Origin of the sequence: Roseburia yibonii, assembly GCF_014297335.1 — a bacterium.
GTDB classification, from domain to species: domain Bacteria; phylum Bacillota; class Clostridia; order Lachnospirales; family Lachnospiraceae; genus Roseburia_D; species Roseburia_D yibonii.
Map to the genome: position 1 here is coordinate 145,970 of NZ_JACOQH010000007.1, position 20,349 is coordinate 166,318.

Here is a 20,349-nt window from a genome sequence, read left to right on the forward strand (position 1 = left end):
AAGATTTTTGTTTGATTTTTGTTTAGAAAAATTTAAGAAAAAAGGGAAAAAGTTCATGAACTATATATTGCTTAATTTTTATTTTAAACATATAATAAAGAAGATATTATAAAGAGCGGAAACGCTTTTTATATACATGCGGAGGACAAAATGGATAATCAACAGGGACCAAACAACAACAACGGGGATAAAAGAAATGATAAAAACGGGCAGATGCTCTTAATGCTCATTGTCGTGACATTAGTAGCGCTGTTTATTATGAGTCTGGTCACCAGACTTGAGACATCGTCGATGTCGAAAGAGATCTCCTATACGGAGTTCTTAAATATGATCAATGAAGACAAGGTTGCGGCGGTTGAATTCGCTTCACAGCAGATCAATATCACGCCGAAGACAGAAAAAGGATCGATCTCACTTACGACCTATTACACCGGATATGTGAATGATTCCGAGTTGCTTCCTTTATTAAAGGAAAAGGATATCGACATCCGCGCGACCATACCGGACAACACGTCCACCTGGGTATACAATATCTTAAGCTTTGTGATACCGCTCGTGCTCGTGTGGATCCTGCTCGGCTTTTTGATGAAGCGCATGGGCGGCGGAGGCATGATGGGTGTCGGAAAGAGCAATGCCAAGGTTTATGTGGAAAAGAGCACCGGCGTTACCTTTAAGGATGTCGCCGGTCAGGATGAGGCGAAAGAGTCCTTACAGGAAGTCGTGGACTTTTTGCACAATCCCGGCAAATATACCCAGATCGGTGCGAAGCTGCCGAAGGGTGCGCTTTTGGTAGGACCTCCTGGAACCGGGAAGACACTGCTTGCCAAGGCGGTCGCCGGAGAAGCCGGAGTACCGTTCTTCTCGCTTGCGGGTTCGGATTTTGTGGAGATGTTTGTCGGTGTCGGCGCGTCCCGTGTCAGGGATCTCTTTAAGGAGGCGCAGAAGCAGGCACCGTGTATCATCTTTATCGATGAGATCGATGCGATCGGTAAGAGCCGTGACAGCAGATACGGCGGCGGTAACGACGAGCGTGAACAGACGTTGAACCAGCTTCTGGCGGAGATGGATGGATTTGACACGTCCAAGGGACTTTTGATCCTTGCGGCGACCAACCGTCCGGAGGTACTCGACAAGGCGCTGCTCCGTCCGGGCCGTTTTGACCGGAGGATCATCGTGGATAAGCCGGATCTGAAGGGAAGGCTTGAGACCTTAAAGGTACATTCCAAGGATGTGCTGATGGCGGATGACGTGGATCTGGATGCGCTTGCGCTTGCGTCTGCGGGACTGGTCGGATCTGACCTTGCGAACATGATCAACGAGGCGGCGATCAACGCGGTCAAGAAAGGCCGTAAGTTTGTCACACAGGCGGATCTGTTTGAAGCGTTTGAGATCGTGGCAGTAGGCGGCAAGGAGAAGAAAGACCGCGCGATGAGTGATAAGGAAAAGAAGATCGTTTCCTATCATGAGGTCGGACATGCAATGGTTACCGCGCTTCAGAAGAACACCGAGCCGGTACAGAAGATCACGATCGTGCCGCGTACGATGGGTGCGCTTGGTTATACCCTGCAGACACCGGAAGAAGAGAAGTTCCTGCAGACCAAGGAAGAACTTGAGGCGAAGATCGTTACTTATATGGCGGGGCGCGCGGCGGAAGAGATCGTGTTCCATTCCGTGACGAGCGGTGCCGCAAACGATATTGAACAGGCGACGAAGATCGCGCGGGCGATGATCACGCAGTTTGGTATGTCAGAGAAATTCGGAATGATGAGTCTCGCAAGTGTGGAGAACCAGTATCTCGATGGCAGAGCAGCGTTAAACTGCGGCGAACAGACGGCATCCCAGATCGATCAGGAAGTGTTGCAGATGATCAATCACAGCTATGAGGAAGCGAAGCGTCTTCTGAATGAAAACCGTGAGGTGCTCGATAAGATCGCGGAATACCTGTATGAGCATGAGACGATCACCGGAAAAGAATTTATGAAGATATTCCGTGAACTGAAAGGAATCCCGGAACCGGGACAGGAAACGGAAGCAGCAGTATCGGACGATATGTTTGTGGATGATGAGGTATAATGTTTGACATTGAACAGGAATTAAAAAAACTCCCGGATAAACCGGGAGTTTATATTATGCATGATGCCGCGGATGAGATCATCTATGTAGGTAAGGCGGTAAATTTAAAGAACCGGGTGAGGCAGTATTTCCGCCCGAGTCATGATGAAGGTCCGAAGAAAGCGAAGATGGTGACGCAGATCCGGCGCTTTGAGTACATCATTACGGACTCTGAATTAGAGGCACTGGTGTTGGAATGCAATCTGATCAAGGAGCACCGGCCAAAATATAATACCATGTTAAGGGATGATAAGACGTACCCTTACATCAAGGTGACTCTTGGAGAAGATTTTCCAAGAGTCCTCTTTTCACGTCTGATAAGGAAAGACAAGTCAAAGTATTTCGGACCGTATACCAGCGCGGGAGCCGTGAAAGATACGATCGAACTGATCCAGAAGATGTACCAGATCCGCACCTGCAGCCGGAATCTGCCAAAAGACATCGGAAAGGATCGTCCGTGTCTCAACTATCACATCAAGAAGTGCAACGCACCGTGCCAGGGTTATATCAGCAAAGAGGAATACCGCAAGTCGATCGACATGGTACTTTCCTTTTTGAACGGAAATTATCAGCCGGTCTTAAAGGATCTCGAAACAAGGATGATGCAGGCATCGGATCAGATGGAATTTGAACGCGCGATCGAATACCGGGAACTGTTAAACAGCGTAAAGCAGATCGCGCAGAAGCAGAAGATCACGAGTTTTGACGGAGAGGACAAGGACATCATAGCGCTTGCCAATGACGAGCGGGACGCGGTGGTACAGGTCTTTTTTATCCGCGGCGGAAAGCTGATCGGGCGGGAACATTTTTATGTGCGTGTCGCGGCGGAGGACAGTGAGGGTCAGGTACTCACGACCTTTGTGAAGCAGTTTTATTCCGGCACACCGTTTCTGCCGAAGGAGATCATGCTGTCTGCGGAGATCGAGGATATACCGGTCATCGAAGAATGGCTGTCCGCAAAGCGCGGCGCGCGTGTATACATCCGTGTGCCGCAAAAGGGCATGAAAGAAAAGCTCGTCGAACTTGCGAAAAAGAATGCAGAGCTGGTATTGAGCCAGGACAGAGAGAGGATCAAGCGGGAAGAGGGCAGGACGATCGGAGCGTTAAAGGAGATCGAGAAGCTGCTCGATATGCAGGGACTGAACCGCATCGAAGCATACGATATATCAAACATCAGCGGATTCCAGACCGTAGGATCCATGATCGTGTATGAGAAGGGAAAACCATGCAGAAGCGATTACCGGAAATTCCGCTTAAAGACGATCCAGGGGCCGGATGATTACGCTTCCATGCATGAAGTCCTAACCAGACGTTTTTTACATGGAATAGAGGAAAAGAAAGAACTGCAGGAAAAACAGATGGATGAGGAGTTTGGAAGCTTTACCAGATTCCCGGATCTGATCATGATGGACGGTGGAAAGGGTCAGGTCAATATCGCGCTTTCCGTACTTTCCGAGCTGCATCTTAATATTCCTGTCTGCGGTATGGTAAAGGATGATAATCACCGGACGCGCGGGTTATACTATAATAACGTGGAGATCCCGATCGAGCGGACGAGTGAGGGATTTAAGCTGATCACGAGGATCCAGGACGAAGCGCACCGGTTTGCCATTGAATACCACAGATCCCTGCGCAGCAAGGTGCAGGTACATTCGGTGCTGGACGACATAGAAGGAATCGGTGAGACGCGGCGAAAGGCACTGATGCGCCGGTTTCAGTCGGTGGAACGGATCCGGGAAGCGTCGGTGGAGGAGTTAAAAGAGACGGAGTCCATGAACGAGCGCGCGGCAGAGGCGGTATATGCGTTTTTCCATAAGAAGCCGGAAACGGACCCGGAAGCGAAATAAGTTGAAGCACAGGGGTTTCTATGCTAAACTAAAGGCAGTATCAGAACTATAATTTCAAGATAAAGGAGCGGTAAAGCTATGGAAGGTGTAGCAATCGAGAAAATCGTAAAAAAACTGGAATTAAAGAAACTGACGGAAGGAATGGATCTTACGGGACATCGGATCGTGTTGTCGGATGTAAACCGTCCTGCACTGCAGCTCAGCGGGTATTTTGAACATTTCGAGGAGAAGAGAGTGCAGATCATCGGAAATGTAGAATACACATATCTGCAGCAGCTGGAGCATGACAAAAAAATTGATATCTACAATCAGTTTTTGAAATATGAGATCCCTTGTGTGATCTTCTGCCGTGATCTGGAACCGGATGAGGAGTTTTTACGCATCGCACAGGAAAATGGGGTTCCTGTATTCGGAACGGGACGTTCCACTTCTGAATTTATGGCAGAGCTGATCCACACATTGAGCGAGGAGCTGGCTCCGTGCATCACAATCCACGGCGTACTGGTTGATGTTTACGGCGAAGGCGTTCTCATCACAGGTGAGAGCGGAATCGGAAAGAGTGAGGCAGCGCTGGAACTGATCCGCAGAGGGCACCGTCTGGTAACGGATGACGTGGTAGAGATCCGGAAGATCAACGAGCATACACTGGTCGGAACTTCACCGGACATCACGAGATATTTTATCGAACTGCGCGGAATCGGAATCATCGATGTCAAGACACTCTATGGTGTTGAGTGTGTCAAGGAGAAACAGAACATCGATCTCGTTATCAAGCTGGAAGACTGGAAGAAAGACAATGACTATGACCGCCTGGGACTGGAAGAGGAGTATATCGAATACCTTGGAAATAAAGTGGCATGTCATTCTCTGCCGATCCGTCCGGGACGGAATCTGGCGGTTATCTGCGAGACAGCAGCAGTCAACCACAGACAGAAAAAGATGGGATACAACGCGGCGCAGGAATTATACCGTCGTGTGCAGGCAAATATAAATAAAGATAATGACAGCGAAGAATAAAACAAAAAGAACCGAGGTTTGAGGAAATTATGGAAAGAAAACTGGCATGGGAAGATTATTCCAAAGAGGATATGACAAAGGTATATGAGTTTGCGGAAGGATACCGCAAATTTATCTCTGAATGCAAAACAGAGCGTGAGTGCGTGACGGAATTTGTCGCGCGCGCCGAAAAAGCAGGATTTTTGAATCTGGCGGATGCCATAAAGACAGGAAAGACATTAAGGGCAGGCGACCGGGTTTACGTCAATAACATGGGGAAATGGCTTGCGATGTTTGTCGTCGGAAACGAAAACCTGGAAAACGGTATGAATATTCTGGGCGCGCACATTGACTCCCCGCGTATGGATATCAAACAGAATCCGCTCTATGAGGATACCGGTCTTGCCATGCTGGATACCCATTATTATGGCGGCATCAAGAAATATCAGTGGGTAACACTGCCGCTGGCACTGCACGGCGTGATCGCGAAAAAAGACGGTACGACCGTAAAGGTGAGCATCGGTGACAAACCGGAAGATCCGGTATTTGGTGTCAGCGATCTTTTGATCCACCTTTCCGGGGAACAGATGGAGAAAAAAGGCGCCAAAGTGATCGAAGGGGAGAACCTGGATCTTCTGATCGGCAGCATCCCGCTTCCGTCAGACGATGAAAAAGAAAAAGAGCAGGCAAAGGATGCAGTCAAGGCAAATGTGCTCCGGATACTGGAAGAGACTTACGGGGTATGCGAGGAAGATTTTCTCTCCGCAGAGATCGAAATAGTACCGGCGGGCGCAGCCAGAGATTACGGATTTGACCGCAGCATGATCATGGGCTATGGACATGATGACCGTGTGTGCGCATATCCGTCCTTTGAAGCAATCTTAAACATGGACAAACCGGAGAGAACCAGCGTGTGCCTTCTGGTGGACAAGGAAGAGATCGGAAGCGTCGGCGCGACCGGCATGCAGTCACGCTGCTTTGAGAATGCGGTGGCAGAGGTGTTAAACCTTACCGGAACTTACAGCGAGCTTTCTTTAAGGAGAGCGCTGCAGAATTCCAAAGTGGTGTCTTCCGATGTGAGCGCTGCGTTTGATCCGAATTTCCCGTCTGTCATGGATAAGAAAAACGCCGCATATTTTGGTAAGGGGATCGTATTTAACAAATACACCGGATCCAGAGGAAAAGCCGGTTCCAATGACGCGAATGCGGAATATATGAGCCAGATGCGGAAGATCATGGATAACAATCATGTATTTTTCCAGACAGCGGAACTTGGAAAAGTAGACCAGGGAGGCGGCGGAACCATTGCGTATATTCTCGCGAACTACGGAATGCAGGTCATCGACAGCGGTGTGCCGGTATTAAACATGCATGCGCCGTGGGAGATCATAAACAAAGCCGATCTGTATGAAGCATATAAAGGTTACATTGCGTTTTTAAAGGAAGCATAAAACAGGCGCGTCTTAAGATCGCTGCCGGAATTTGAGGGAAAGAAATTGAAGCAGGAAATCATAACCAGACTCGAACAGATACTGACAAAAGACAGGATACGGCAGAATGAGCCGATGAAAAATCATACGACCTTCCGTGTCGGAGGCCCGGCAGATATTTTCCTTACGCCGTCGGCGGAGGAGCTTCCCGCAGTGCTTTCCGTATGCAGGGAAGAACAGATGCCGGTCACGGTGATCGGAAACGGCAGCAATCTTCTGGTTGGCGATCAGGGCATCCGGGGCGTGGTCATCTGCATTGGTTTCGGGATGCGCGGCATCCGCGTGGATGGAGAAAAGATTTTTCTGGAAGCGGGAGTGACCCTTGCGGCGGCGGCACAGCAGGCGGCAAAGGCGGGACTTACCGGTCTGGAATTTGCTTCGGGCATCCCGGGGACATTCGGCGGCGCGGTTGTCATGAACGCAGGAGCGTATGGCGGCGAGATGAAGGATGTGATCGTATCCGTCCGCGTGATAAGTGAGGATGGAGAGATCCTTACGCTGAGTAAGGAAGAGCTGGATCTCTCCTACCGCCACAGCGTGATACCGGAGCGCGGCTATCTGGTCATCGACGGAGAACTTTTGCTTACACGCGAAAAAAATCCGGATCAGATCACAGAGCGCATGGAAGAACTGAAAAAGAAGCGGATCGAAAAACAGCCGTTGGAATATCCGAGCGCCGGCAGTACCTTTAAGCGGCCGGAGGGATACTTTGCGGGGAAACTGATCATGGATGCAGGGCTCCGCGGATTCTCCGTGGGCGGTGCGGCAGTATCGGAAAAACACTGCGGTTTTGTGATCAATAAAGGAAATGCCACCGCGGCGGATATCTGTGCGCTGATGGATGAAGTGACAAGGATCGTAAAAGAAAAGTATGCAGTGACGTTGGAGCCGGAAGTAAAGAAAGTCGGAGAGTTCTAGCAGGAGGGAACAGTCGTGAAGTTTGTTATTTTAACAGGTATGTCTGGTGCAGGAAAGAGTACCGCACTGAAAATGATGGAGGACATCGGGTTTTACTGTGTCGATAATCTGCCGATCGCGCTGATCGAAAAATTCGTGGAGCTTGCGGATCTGCGTGATTCGGAGCTTCAGAAAGTGGCGGTCGGGATCGATATCCGTTCCGGACAGGCATTAGATGAGGTAAATGAAGTATTAGACCAGTTAAAGAGCGAGGGAAAGAACTTTGAGATCCTGTTTTTGGATGCGGAGGATTCCGTGCTGGTCAAGCGTTACAAGGAAACCAGAAGAAACCATCCGCTTGCCGGCGGCGAGCGTGTGGACAAGGGCATCCTGTTAGAGCGCGAGAAACTTGCCTTTTTAAAGAAGCGTGCGGATTACATCATTGATACAAGCCAGCTTCTGACCAGGGAACTGAAAGCGGAGATCAGCAAGATCTTTGAACAGAACCAGGACTACAAAAACCTGTTTGTCACGATCCTCTCCTTTGGCTTTAAGTACGGGATCCCGGCGGATTCCGATCTGGTATTTGACGTGCGTTTCCTGCCAAATCCGTACTATGTGGAGGGACTCCGCTACAAAAACGGAAATGACAAGGAGATACAGGATTATGTGCTGCAGTTTGACGAAGCGCATGATTTTCTGGATAAACTGGAAGATATGGTGAATTTCCTGATCCCGAATTATATCATTGAGGGAAAAAACCAGCTTGTGATCAGTGTCGGCTGTACAGGAGGAAAGCACCGCTCCGTGACGCTTGCCAATGAACTTTACAAGCGGCTTGAAAAGAACAAGGAGTACGGGCTTAAGATCGAGCATCGCGACATTGACAAAGACGCAAAGCGCAAATAGAGGAGAATTATGTCATTTTCAGGTGAAGTAAAGGATGAACTTGCAAAGCAGATCAGCAAAAGCAGACACTGCCGGATCGCGGAGCTTGCTGCGATCATGGGATTTGACGGCAGAATCGAACAGAAAAACGGAAAAACGGTGCTTGAGATCACAACGGAAAATGCTCCGCTTGCAAGAAAATGCTTTACTTTGATAAAAAAAACTTTTAATATAAGTACGGATATTGATGTGCGCACCGGAAACGGTATGGGGCACAATCATATCTATGTTATTTCCACAGATAAACCAGACGAGATCGAGAAGATACTGGCGGCCTTAAAGATGACCGGCACGTCCGGTGGGACACAGGGCGGACTGGTCAACGGACTTTTGATACAGAATATCTGCTGCAAGCGGGCATTTATCCGGGGAGCGTTTCTTTCCGCCGGTTCGATGAGTGATCCTGAGAAATCTTATCACTTTGAGATCGTGTGTACCTCGGAGCCCAAGGCAGAGCAGCTGCGGGATCTGATCAACGAGTTTGATTTTGACGCAAAGATCGTTGCGCGGAAGAAAAACCATGTGGTTTACATAAAAGAGGGCGCGCAGATCGTAGACATTTTAAACGTCATGGAAGCCCATGTGGCGCTCATGAATCTGGAAAATGTCCGGATCATCAAGGAGATGCGCAATTCCGTGAACCGTCAGGTGAACTGTGAAACTGCCAATATCAACAAGACCGTAAGTGCCGCAGTCAGACAGATTGAGGACATACATTATATAGAAGAAAGAGCGGGGCTTGACAGCCTGCCGGAAAATTTGCGGGAAATCGCGGAAGTGCGGTTGAAGTACCCGGATGCAGCTTTAAAGGAGCTTGGAACCTGCCTGCAGCCACCGGTCGGAAAGTCCGGTGTAAACCACAGACTGAGAAAGATCGCGGAGATTGCAGGAAAACTGAAAGGCGAGCTTTAGCGCCGTGTTTTAGAGGAGGAAAAAAATGATCAAGAAATCAGTAACGATTGGATTGGCAGATGGACTGGAAGCAAGACCGATTGCAATGCTGGTGCAGACGGCTACAAAATTTTCCAGTTCCGTGTATCTGGATGTGGAGAACAAGAGAGTCAACGCAAAAAGCATTATGGGCGTGATGTCGCTTGGACTGTTGAACGGGGACAGCATTACCATAGAGACAAACGGTGAGGATGAAGTTGGTGCCTTAGAGGAGATCGAGAAATTCCTGGCCGGAAAATAAAACCGAAAAAACCAGAAAGCAGTGGAGTATGAAAAAGAAGTTATTATTTATTTTTAATCCGTGTTCCGGAAAAGGGCAGATAAAGAACAAGCTGATGGAGGTCATCGACATCATGGTCAAGGCAGGCTATGAGGTGACTGTCCACTCGACGCAGGATCGCGAAGATGCCATGCAGAAAGTAAAAAGTGAGGCGAAAAATTATGACCTGGTCATTTGCAGCGGCGGTGACGGCACTCTGGATGAGGCAGTCACAGGCATGATGCAGAGTGAGAAGAAAGTACCGCTTGGCTATATTCCGGCGGGAAGCACCAATGATTTTGCCAATTCCCTAAAGATCCCGAAGGACATCGTAAAAGCGGCGCATGTGGCGGTGGAAGGAAGAAAATTCCCGGTCGATGTCGGCTATTTCAATGGGGATTCCTTTATCTACATAGCGGCGTTCGGTCTGTTTACCGATGTGTCTTATCAGACAAGCCAGGAATTAAAGAATGTGCTTGGACATGCCGCTTATATCTTAGAAGGCGCGAAACGGCTGCACAATATCACTTCTTATAAGATGCGCGTGGAATATGACGGAAATATCATCGAGGATGAATTCGCGTATGGAATGATCACAAACTCGGTGTCCGTCGGCGGCTTTAAGAAACTCACCGGAAAGAATGTGCTTCTGGATGACGGACTCTTTGAGGTCACGTTGATCCGCATGCCGAAAAATCCGGTGGAATGGAATGAGATTTTAAGCTGTCTCGCCAATTTGAAAGATGATTCCGATCTCATCTACACTTTTAAGACCGACTGTGTGAAATTCCTGCCGGAGGATGTGATCCCGTGGACTTTGGACGGGGAATTCGGCGGAGAACACAAGAATGTCATCGTCAAAAATGTGCATCAGGCACTGGAGATCATGGTAAAAAATAAAGCCTGATCCGAGATTGTTATATTTTTAACTTTATTTTTGGCAAAAAGAGTGGTATGATAAGACCGAAATGAAGAATCCTAATAATAAATAAAAAACGGAGGAAAAGAATATGTTAGTATCAGCAGCAGAAATGTTAAAAAAAGCAAAAGCTGGACACTATGCAGTAGGCCAGTTCAACATCAATAACCTGGAATGGACAAAATCCATCCTTTTAACAGCACAGGAACTGAAGTCCCCGGTTATCCTGGGTGTATCAGAAGGTGCTGGTAAATATATGACAGGCTTCGGCACTGTTGCAGCAATGGTAAAAGCTATGGACGAAGAACTCGGAATCACTGTTCCGGTTGCACTTCACTTAGACCATGGTACTTACGAAGGATGCTACAAATGCATCAAAGCTGGTTTCACATCCATCATGTTCGACGGTTCCCACTACGCAATCGATGAAAACGTTGCAAAGACAACAGAACTTGTAAAAGTTGCTCATGCAATGGGAATGTCTATCGAAGCTGAAGTTGGTTCTATCGGTGGAGAAGAAGACGGTGTTGTTGGTATGGGTGAGTGCGCAGACCCGAACGAGTGTAAAGCGATCGCTGATCTCGGCGTAGATATGCTTGCAGCAGGTATCGGTAACATCCATGGTAAATATCCGGCAAACTGGCCAGGACTCAGCTTTGAAACACTTGACGCTGTTCAGCAGAAGACAGGTCTTATGCCGTTAGTACTTCACGGTGGTACAGGTATTCCGGAAGACATGATCAAGAAAGCAATCTCTCTTGGTGTTGCAAAGATCAACGTAAACACAGAGTGCCAGTTATCTTTCGCAGATGCTACCCGTAAATACATTGAAGCAGGCAAGGATCTTGAAGGCAAGGGCTTTGATCCTCGTAAATTACTTGCTCCGGGTGCAGAAGCAATCAAAGCAACTGTAAAAGAGAAGATGGAATTATTCGGTTCCGTAGGAAAAGCAGAATAATGGTAAATATGTGCAAAAACTGCACAGAAATTTCCTGCTGGTTGTCAAAAATAGCAAAAAACATAAAAAGTAAAAAAAGTGCTTGCTTTTTATGACAGGATACGCTATCTTAATAGCAGAAACAGGATATGTAACGAAAAAGAACAAGGGCGTTCCACAAGGTTGGAATGCCCTTTTTTGTTAGGTTACATAACTTGGAATAAAAAGACGAAACAATACATAGGGGATTGTGTTAGTTAAAAAAGGAAAGGATGTATTAAGTATGAGTGAAGTTCAAAACGAGTATTACAATGTAGCAGACATCTTCGGGGAGAACGTATTTAATGATACGGTAATGCAGGAACGTCTTCCTAAGAAAACCTACAAGAAACTGAGAGAAGTAATTGAAGAAGGCAAAGAATTAGATCTTGCCACAGCAGATGTGATCGCACATGAGATGAAAGAATGGGCGATCGAAAAAGGCGCAACACATTATACACACTGGTTCCAGCCGCTCACCGGCGTTACCGCTGAGAAACATGACTCTTTCATTTCAGCTCCGATGCCAAACGGAAAAGTATTAATGTCTTTCTCCGGCAAAGAACTGATCAAAGGTGAACCGGATGCGTCATCTTTTCCTTCCGGTGGACTCCGTGCTACATTTGAAGCAAGAGGATATACCGCATGGGACTGCACCTCACCGGCATTCGTAAGACAGGATGCGGCAGGCGCAACACTCTGCATCCCGACTGCTTTCTGCTCCTACACAGGAGAGGCTCTGGATCAGAAGACACCGCTTCTTCGTTCCATGGAAGCAATCAATGAACAGGCACTTCGTCTGTTGAAATTATTCGGAAATACAACATCCAAAAAAGTAACTCCTTCCGTAGGACCGGAACAGGAATACTTTATCGTTGACAGAGAAAAATATTTACAGAGAAAAGATCTGATCTTTACCGGACGTACCCTGTTTGGTGCAATGCCTCCGAAGGGACAGGAAATGGACGATCATTACTTCGGAGCGATCCGTGAAAGAATCGCTGCTTACATGAAGGATGTAAACAAAGAACTCTGGAAACTTGGCGTTTCCGCAAAGACACAGCACAACGAAGTCGCTCCGGCACAGCATGAGCTGGCGCCGATCTACGCAGAGGCAAACGTTGCGGTAGACCACAACCAGCTGGTTATGGAAACCTTAAAGAAAGTAGCAGGACGCCACGGCTTACAGTGTCTGCTTCATGAGAAACCATTCGCAGGTGTCAATGGTTCCGGTAAACACAACAACTGGTCGATCACCACAGATGATGGCATCAACCTGTTAGAGCCGGGTACCACACCGCATGAAAATATCCAGTTCTTACTGGTACTTACCTGTATCTTAAAAGCAGTAGATACCCATGCAGACTTACTGCGTGAATCCGCAGCCGATGTCGGAAACGATCACAGACTGGGAGCAAACGAGGCACCGCCAGCAATCCTTTCCGTATACCTTGGCGAGCAGCTTCAGGACGTATTAACCCAGCTGATCAGTACAGGTGAGGCAACACACAGCTTAGCTGGTACAAAATTAGAGACAGGTGTTAAGACACTGCCTGACTTCATGAAAGACGCTACCGACCGTAACAGAACTTCACCGTTCGCGTTTACCGGAAACAAATTCGAATTCCGTATGGTTGGTTCCCAGGATTCCATCGCACAGCCGAACATCGTATTAAATACGATCGTTGCGGAAGCATTCTCAGAAGCATGCGACATTCTGGAAAAAGCAGATGACTTTGATCTTGCAGTGCATGATCTGATCAAGAAATACGCTACCGAACATCAGAGAATCGTATTCAACGGAAACGGCTATTCTGACGAGTGGGTTGCGGAAGCAGAAAAACGTGGTCTTCCGAACATCAAGTCCATGGTAGATGCGATCCCGGCACTTGCAACCGATAAATCCGTTGCTTTATTCGAAAAATTCGGTGTATTCACAAGAACCGAGCTGGAATCCCGTGTAGAGATCGAATATGAGACCTACGCAAAAGAGATCAACATCGAAGCAAAAGCAATGATCGATATCGCAGGAAAACAGATCGTTCCGGCGATCATCAAATATACAACAGAGCTTGCGGAGTCCGCAGCTGCGGTAAAATCCGTATGCGATGCTGATATCAGCGTACAGACCGGACTGTTAAAAGAGGTATCCACACTTCTTGCTGAAACCAAAGCTGCTCTCACCAAACTGGAAGCAGATACCGCAAAGGGTGGAGCTATGGAAGAAGGCAGAGACCAGGCAGTCTTCTACAGAGATGTAGTAAAAGCTGACATGGATGCGTTAAGAGCACCGGTTGACAAACTGGAAATGATCGTTGATAAGGATATGTGGCCAATGCCATCTTACGGAGATCTGATCTTCGAAGTATAATATGATACTAATCTAATTCGATTAGGTTAGTAATATCTAATCCCCTTAGTAGTATATACATCAACAGAAAAAGCCCCGGAGAGAAATCTCCGGGGTTTTTTCTGTGCCTTTCCCGGCAAAAATGGAAAAAAGATTGTAAAATTATGAATTTTATTATAGAATAAAGTAGAAATAGTATAAAAAAAGGGGTATGCATATGCGTTATATTCCAATCGTGAAACTGAATCCGGGGATGGCTCTGGGGCATGATATATACGATGGTGAAGGCAGGATGTTACTTGCAAGACATCTGATCCTGGCGCCGGAACATATTGAGGCACTGGATCGCTATGGTTTTCCGGGCGTCTATATTGATGATGAGTTTACTGCCGGAATCGAGATCGAAGAAGTTTTGAGTCCGGAGGTAAAAAGTCAGGTCTTAAACCTGGTGCATGATCTGTTCTTAAAAGAAGAACACGCGCCGGAGGATGAGGAAGAACAGATCCGGGAGACGATCATGAATGTCATCCGTGATATTTTAAGTGACGGGGATGTCATGTATAACATGATGGATCTCAAAAATTACGATGATTATACCTATTTTCATTCCGTAAATGTCGCGACACTCGCAGCAGTGCTCGGTGTGCGTTACGGGCTGAGTGAATACGAATTAAAAGTGCTTACAACGGGAGCTCTGCTCCATGATATAGGAAAGAAATTTGTCAAGGCAGATGTCTTAAACGCGAGACGTCCGCTGACAGAGGAAGAAAAGCGGATGGTGCTTCAGCATCCGAAGCTTGGTTATGAATTTTTAAAACGAAATTACGATTTTGACCCGGATGTCTGCGAAGGTGTACTCGGACATCATGAGTGGTATAACGGAGAGGGCTATCCGCTCCGCAGGTCGGGAGAGAACATTTCGATCTACGCGCGTATCATAAAAGTCGCGGACGTATACGATGCGATGACTTCCAAGCGGCCGTACCATGACGCGCTGTCACCATCGGATGCCGTGGAATATATCATGGCGATGAATGAATCAGAATTTGATCCGGCTATCGTGGACATATTCTTAAAATGGGTGGCAGTTTATCCGGTGGGATGCGAAGTAGAACTTTCTGACGGCAGACATGCGGTCGTAGTCAAAAATTATCACGATTTTCTGCTGCGCCCTAAGATCAGGGTCATGGAAAGCGGGGAGGAGATCGACCTCTTATCCGATATAGATGCAAGACACATTACAATTTTGAGGCTGGCGGTATAGAAAGAGGTAGTTATGACAGGTCAGGCAAAGAGTGCAGTGGATACTCTGCTGGCAGAAGCATTAAAGGAACTGGCGGAAAAACATCCGATCGAGAAGATCACGATCAAGGAGATCACAGACAGGGCAGGTGTGATCCGGCCGACTTTTTATAATCATTTTCAGGATAAATACGAACTGCTGGAATGGATCATCATGGAAGATCTGTTAAAGCCGATGATACCGCTTATAAAAAACCGAATGCTGGATCAGGCGTGGATCTTTTTGTTTACATCCATCGAGCGCGAAAAAACCTTCTATTCCAAGTTTAGCAGACTGGAAGGGCAGAACTCTTTTGAAGTCATCATAAAGGGATGCGCCAAGAAAGCACTGCTCCAGATCTTTTCGGAGGAAGGCGCGGTGGAACCGATCAAATATTCCTGGCTGACCCCGGAACTGGTCGCGGAATATTACGCACAGTCGTTATGCTTTGTGATCCTTACCTGGATACAGGGCGGAATGGCGGTGGAGCCAAAGAAACTGGCAGAGATTTATGATTATATCATGAAGCATTCTCTGGAAGATGTGATTACTGAGATGAAACAGAAATAGATATACAAAATGCGGCATGTGTATATCTTGTAAGACATAACATACAAAGTGTATAATGGCATGATACACAAAGGAAAGATTGAATATTCTCGTATTCGATCTTTTTTTTTATTATAATTGACAGAGTGCGTCAGTACAGGGAGACGCAAGGAGAGAAAAAAGAAAGAGAAGGTGAAGGAATGATTAAGTTTGGAAAGGCAGTTGTAAAATTTAGAATCCCGATTCTGATTTTAAGTTTTCTGCTGTTGATACCTGCCGGCATTTCGTACATCAATACAAGGATCAATTATGACATCCTTTCGTACCTGCCGGGAGATATCGATACGATGAAAGGGCAGGATATCCTGCTTGAAGATTTTGGAACAGGAGCTTTTTCACTGTGCGTCGTAGAGGATATGAGTGAAAAGCAGGTAGTTGATCTGGAAAACGAGATCAAGGGCGTGGAACATGTCAAGGACGTGATCTGGTATGACACGCTTGCGGATATCTCAATTCCGATGGATGTGCTCCCAAGTGAAATCAAAGATGCTTTTAACAATGAGGATAAGAACGCGACGCTGATGATCGTGACGTTTGACACTTCCATGTCGGCGGATGAGACATTAGACGCGATCGAGCAGCTCAGAACGCTGACAAAGCAGCAGTGCTTTATGAGTGGTATGTCCGCAGTAGTCACGGATATCAAAAAGATCTGTAACAGCGAGGCGATCGCCTATGTAATCTTAGCGGCGGGACTTTCCGCAGTGGTGCTCGCGCTGACGATGGATTCTTTTCTGGTTCCGGTATTTTTCTTATTGAGTATCGGAATGGCGATCATCTATAACCTGGGTACCAACTTTGTCTCGGGTGAGATCTCCTTTATCACACAGGCGCTGGCGGCGGTATTGCAGCTGGCAGTTACGATGGATTATTCGATCTTCTTATGGCACAGCTATCAGGAGAATCAGGAGCGGTTCCCGGGAGATAAGAAACGTGCCATGGCGCATGCGATCTCCAATACGGTCAGCTCCGTAGTCGCAAGTTCCGTTACGACAGTGGCAGGTTTCGTTGCAATGTGCTTTATGACATTTACGCTCGGACTTGACCTTGGAATCGTTATGGCAAAAGGTGTTGTGCTCGGTGTGCTTTGCTGTGTAACCGTGCTTCCGGCTATGATCCTTACCTTTGACGGAGCGCTTGAGAAGACGAGACACAGAGCGCTGATCCCGAAATTTGATAAAATGGGTACGTTTGCGACCAGAAAATTCCCGATCTTTCTGGTACTGTTTGTGGTCATTCTGATCCCGGCGGTTTACGGATACCGCAACACCAATGTTTACTACGATCTTGCAGGAACGCTTCCGGCGGATCTTGAGAGTGTGCAGGCGAACAACAAGCTGGAAGAAGACTTTAACATGGGCGCGACACACATCATACTGGCAAGCAGTGATCTGTCCCACAAGGACGCTTCCAATATGATCGACGAGATCAATGATCTTGACGGTGTGGCTGTGGCACTTGGAAAAGACGCGATCTTAGGACCTGCGGTTCCACAGGAAATGCTTCCGGCGGATGTCAAGGATATGCTGGATAACGGCAAACTCCAGATGATCTATGTAATGTCCGAATACAAGACAGCATCCGATGAAGTAAATGCGCAGTGTGACGCGATCAAGGAGATCATCAAGCGTTATGACCCGACCGCAATGCTGATCGGTGAGGCGCCGTGTACCGAAGACCTGATCACGATCACCGACAAGGACTTTAAGACCGTAAGCGCGGTATCGATCATCCTGGTATTTCTGATCATCGCGATCTCCTTAAAATCCATATCGATCCCGGTTATCCTGGTTGCGGTCATCGAGTTTGGTATCTTCATCAACATGGGTATCCCGCATTACACCGGATCGGTTCTTCCGTTTATCGCTTCTATCGTAATCGGAACCATTCAGCTTGGCGCGACCGTGGATTACGCGATCTTAACGACCAACAAATATAAGAGAGCGAGAAACAGCGGCGCAGGAAAACAGGAAGCAATCGAGACGGCAATGCACAGTTGTCTGCCATCCGTATTTGTCAGCGCGCTCAGCTTCTTCGCGGCGACATTCGGTGTAGGTGTTTACTCAAGTATTGATATGATCAGTTCCCTTTGTATTCTGCTTGCGCGTGGAGCGATCATCAGCTTCTTTGTAGTAGCGTTTATTCTGCCGGCAATGTTTATGGTATTTGACCGGGTGATCATAAAAACAAGTATGGGATTTACGGTAAAGAAATAGAAAAGAGGAGGAAACAGAATGAAATTTTCAGAGCTGAAATCAAGATTTAAAAATAAATATGTAATGCGCGTGATCGCGGGTGTGCTTTGCATCGCAGTGCTCGGCGGCGGATATGGAACTTACCGTGTAAGCGCAGCAAAAGTACCGGCGGGTGAGACCGTGGAAGAATCCACCGAGGAAGCAACGGAAGAAACCGCGGACAGTGATGTGGATGACAGCATCGGAAACATCATCAATGACTTAAAATCCGGCGCGTCCAAAGACGTTGGAAAAGAGGAGACCGTATACCTTATCTCCGATGCGGATGGTGCCGTGAACAAGACGATCGTAAGTGACTGGTTAAAGAATACAGACGGTTCTGCCACACTTGAGGATACCTCAGATCTTCAGGATATCGAAAATGTAAAGGGCGATGAATCCTTTACCAAAAACGGAAATGACCTGACCTGGCAGGCAGACGGAAATGATATCTTCTATCAGGGAACAACAACAAAGCAGGCACCGGTTTCCGAAAAGATCACCTACTATCTTGACGGAAAAGAGATGAAGCCGGACGAGATCGCAGGAAAGAGCGGAAAGGTGACGATCCGTTTTGACTATACCAACAATGAAAAAACGACAGCAACGATCGACGGAAAAGAAGAAGATGTCTATGTTCCGTTTACGGTTGTGACCGGGATGGTATTAAATGACAGCTTTAAAAATGTTCAGGTTACCAACGGAAAACTGATCTCTGACGGAAAAAACAACGCGGTAGTCGGTATCGCGATGCCGGGATTAAAAGAAAGCCTGGATGTGGACAGCGATGATTTTGACGGAGATGTGGATATCCCGGATTACATCGAAGTGACAGCGGATGTGGAAGACTTCTCACTGGAAATGACCATGTCTGCGGTTGTAAACGGATTACAGACTGCAGGAACAGACAGCATTGATCTTAGCGATCTGGATGACGCGATCAATACACTGACCGATTCTTCTTCCCAGTTGGTGGACGGTTCCGGTGAACTTTCCGACGGAGCAAAGACACTTGCGGATGCGATCGAGCAGTACACCGACGGAACACAGACACTGGCAGACGGAATCGGAACACTTGCGGATTCCGCACCGGCACTGACCTCCGGCGTTGGCACACTTGCAAGCGGAACGCAGAGCCTTGCAAGCGGAACACAGAGCCTTGCGAGCGGAGCACAGAATCTTGCGAACGGAGCACAGAGCCTTGCAAGCGGAACACAGAGCCTTGCGAGCGGAGCACAGAATCTTGCAAGTGGAACACAGAACCTGCTGACCGGAACACAGCAGATCGCAAGCGGGATCAGCAATGCGAGACAGGGCGCGGATACCTTAAATGCCAATGTACAGGCACTGGCAACCGGCGTACCGCTGTTGATCAACGGAATCTCATCCAGCGCACAGAGCTACGCAGCACAGGGCGCAAATGTGGATGCGGACAAGCAGGCACTTCAGCAGGCACTGACTGATTACACGACCAATGTCACAACAGCAGTCGCAACAGCATCAGCTACCGCAACCGCACAGGCGATCCAGACCGGTCAGGATCCGACAGCGGCAGCAATGGCAGCGGCACAGGCGGCGGCACAGGGTGTGGATTCTTCCGCAGTCATGGCAGCAGTACAGCAGCTTGGCACAGATGCCGGAGCACAGGGCGCGGCAGCCGCACTCAATGAAATATCCGCACAGCTTGCAGGCGGCGGACTTACCGTAGACAATATCACAGCACTTGCAAACGGTGTGAGCAGTCTCGACAGCGGATTGCAGCAGCTTGACAGCGGAGCTTCCTCTCTCGTAAGCGGAGCAAGCCAGGTCAATGACGGAGCAAACCAGTTAAACAGCGGAGCGAGCCAGGTCAACGATGGAGCGAACCAGGTAAATGCCGGAGCAGGACAGTTAAGCAGTGGAGCGAGCCAGGTCAACGATGGAGCAAATCAGGTCAATGCCGGTGTAGGTCAGTTAAACAGCGGAGCAGGACAGCTTCTCGATGGTGTCAACCAGCTTCAGAGCGGAGCAAAGACACTGGTTGCCAACAACACAGACTTAAAAACCGGAGCATCTGACTTAAAGGACGGAGCAAAAGAACTTGCGGACGGAATGGAAGAGTTTGATTCTGAAGGAATTAAAAAGATCGCGGATGCTTATAATGGCGATGTGAAGAAACTCTTAGATCGTCTGGACGCGGTGATCGATGCCGGAAATAATTATGAGATCTTCTCACAGGTCAAAGACGGAACCAACGGAAGCGTAAAATTCATTATTAAGACAGATTCCGTAAAAGCAGATGACGCAGACAAGAAATGAGAGTATAATTAGTGTCTGCTGATCAAGCCGCAAACACTTGATTTTACTGACTTTTGCCCCACTTTCTGGTATAATGATAGCAAGGATTTTGACGAAAACAAATCGTTTTTCTTGCAGTTTTTTACAGATTTTGAGCATACGAGGGACTAAAACAATGTACAAACCGATCGACAAGCTACAG

The 20,349-nt window shown here is 47.7% G+C and carries 15 protein-coding genes; all 15 read left to right on the forward strand.

Going from position 1 to position 20,349, the window contains the following annotated elements; genetic code table 11:
- The first annotated feature begins 150 nt into the window (after positions 1-150).
- The 15 genes from ftsH to H8Z76_RS10585 all read left to right on the forward strand — a co-directional run bounded on the left by ftsH (position 151) and on the right by H8Z76_RS10585 (position 20,168).
- Entirely contained in the window at positions 151-2,073 is a 1,923-nt protein-coding gene (gene ftsH / locus H8Z76_RS10515) for an ATP-dependent zinc metalloprotease FtsH (RefSeq protein ID WP_186982453.1), read from the forward strand.
- A complete protein-coding gene (gene uvrC, locus H8Z76_RS10520; RefSeq protein ID WP_147619278.1) occupies positions 2,073-3,959 on the forward strand; it encodes an excinuclease ABC subunit UvrC in 1,887 nt (628 codons plus the stop codon). Before ftsH ends, uvrC begins: the two co-directional genes overlap by 1 nt.
- 78 nt (positions 3,960-4,037) lie before the next feature.
- Positions 4,038-4,976 (forward strand): HPr(Ser) kinase/phosphatase, encoded by a 939-nt coding sequence (gene hprK, locus H8Z76_RS10525; RefSeq protein ID WP_022514692.1) that lies wholly within the window; start codon positions 4,038-4,040, stop codon positions 4,974-4,976.
- Positions 4,977-5,005: 29 nt separating this feature from the next.
- On the forward strand, positions 5,006-6,406 hold the full coding sequence (locus tag H8Z76_RS10530; protein WP_147619277.1) for an aminopeptidase: 1,401 nt from the start codon (positions 5,006-5,008) through the stop codon (positions 6,404-6,406).
- Positions 6,407-6,451: 45 nt separating this feature from the next.
- The gene (murB, locus tag H8Z76_RS10535; RefSeq protein ID WP_186982454.1) at positions 6,452-7,363 is read left to right on the forward strand and encodes a UDP-N-acetylmuramate dehydrogenase; all 912 of its coding nucleotides are present in this window, start codon (positions 6,452-6,454) and stop codon (positions 7,361-7,363) included.
- A 15-nt stretch (positions 7,364-7,378) separates the two neighbouring features.
- Positions 7,379-8,251 carry an RNase adapter RapZ gene (gene rapZ / locus H8Z76_RS10540; RefSeq protein ID WP_022514689.1) on the forward strand — a complete coding sequence of 291 codons (873 nt, stop codon included), beginning with the start codon at positions 7,379-7,381 and terminating at the stop codon, positions 8,249-8,251.
- 9 nt (positions 8,252-8,260) lie between these two features.
- The gene (gene whiA / locus H8Z76_RS10545) at positions 8,261-9,202 is read left to right on the forward strand and encodes a DNA-binding protein WhiA (protein ID WP_022514688.1); all 942 of its coding nucleotides are present in this window, start codon (positions 8,261-8,263) and stop codon (positions 9,200-9,202) included.
- A gap of 25 nt (positions 9,203-9,227) precedes the next feature.
- On the forward strand, positions 9,228-9,482 hold the full coding sequence (locus tag H8Z76_RS10550) for an HPr family phosphocarrier protein (RefSeq protein WP_022514687.1): 255 nt from the start codon (positions 9,228-9,230) through the stop codon (positions 9,480-9,482).
- Between the two features lie 28 nt (positions 9,483-9,510).
- Entirely contained in the window at positions 9,511-10,407 is an 897-nt protein-coding gene (locus tag H8Z76_RS10555; protein ID WP_186982455.1) for a diacylglycerol/lipid kinase family protein, read from the forward strand.
- Positions 10,408-10,510: 103 nt separating this feature from the next.
- Positions 10,511-11,377, forward strand: a complete 867-nt coding sequence (fba, locus tag H8Z76_RS10560) for a class II fructose-1,6-bisphosphate aldolase (protein WP_022514685.1) — start codon at positions 10,511-10,513, stop codon at positions 11,375-11,377.
- A gap of 262 nt (positions 11,378-11,639) precedes the next feature.
- Positions 11,640-13,766, forward strand: a complete 2,127-nt coding sequence (locus H8Z76_RS10565) for a glutamine synthetase III family protein (protein ID WP_022514684.1) — start codon at positions 11,640-11,642, stop codon at positions 13,764-13,766.
- Positions 13,767-13,962: 196 nt separating this feature from the next.
- The gene (locus tag H8Z76_RS10570; protein WP_022514683.1) at positions 13,963-15,009 is read left to right on the forward strand and encodes an HD-GYP domain-containing protein; all 1,047 of its coding nucleotides are present in this window, start codon (positions 13,963-13,965) and stop codon (positions 15,007-15,009) included.
- 12 nt (positions 15,010-15,021) lie between these two features.
- Complete coding sequence (locus tag H8Z76_RS10575; RefSeq protein WP_186982456.1) at positions 15,022-15,597, forward strand: TetR/AcrR family transcriptional regulator C-terminal domain-containing protein; 576 nt, start codon at positions 15,022-15,024, stop codon at positions 15,595-15,597.
- A gap of 179 nt (positions 15,598-15,776) precedes the next feature.
- Positions 15,777-17,852, forward strand: a complete 2,076-nt coding sequence (locus tag H8Z76_RS10580) for an efflux RND transporter permease subunit (protein ID WP_186982457.1) — start codon at positions 15,777-15,779, stop codon at positions 17,850-17,852.
- An 18-nt stretch (positions 17,853-17,870) separates the two neighbouring features.
- Positions 17,871-20,168: a methyl-accepting chemotaxis protein gene (locus H8Z76_RS10585; protein WP_147619273.1), complete on the forward strand. Its 2,298-nt coding sequence runs from the start codon at positions 17,871-17,873 to the stop codon at positions 20,166-20,168.
- The last annotated feature ends 181 nt before the right edge of the window (positions 20,169-20,349 follow it).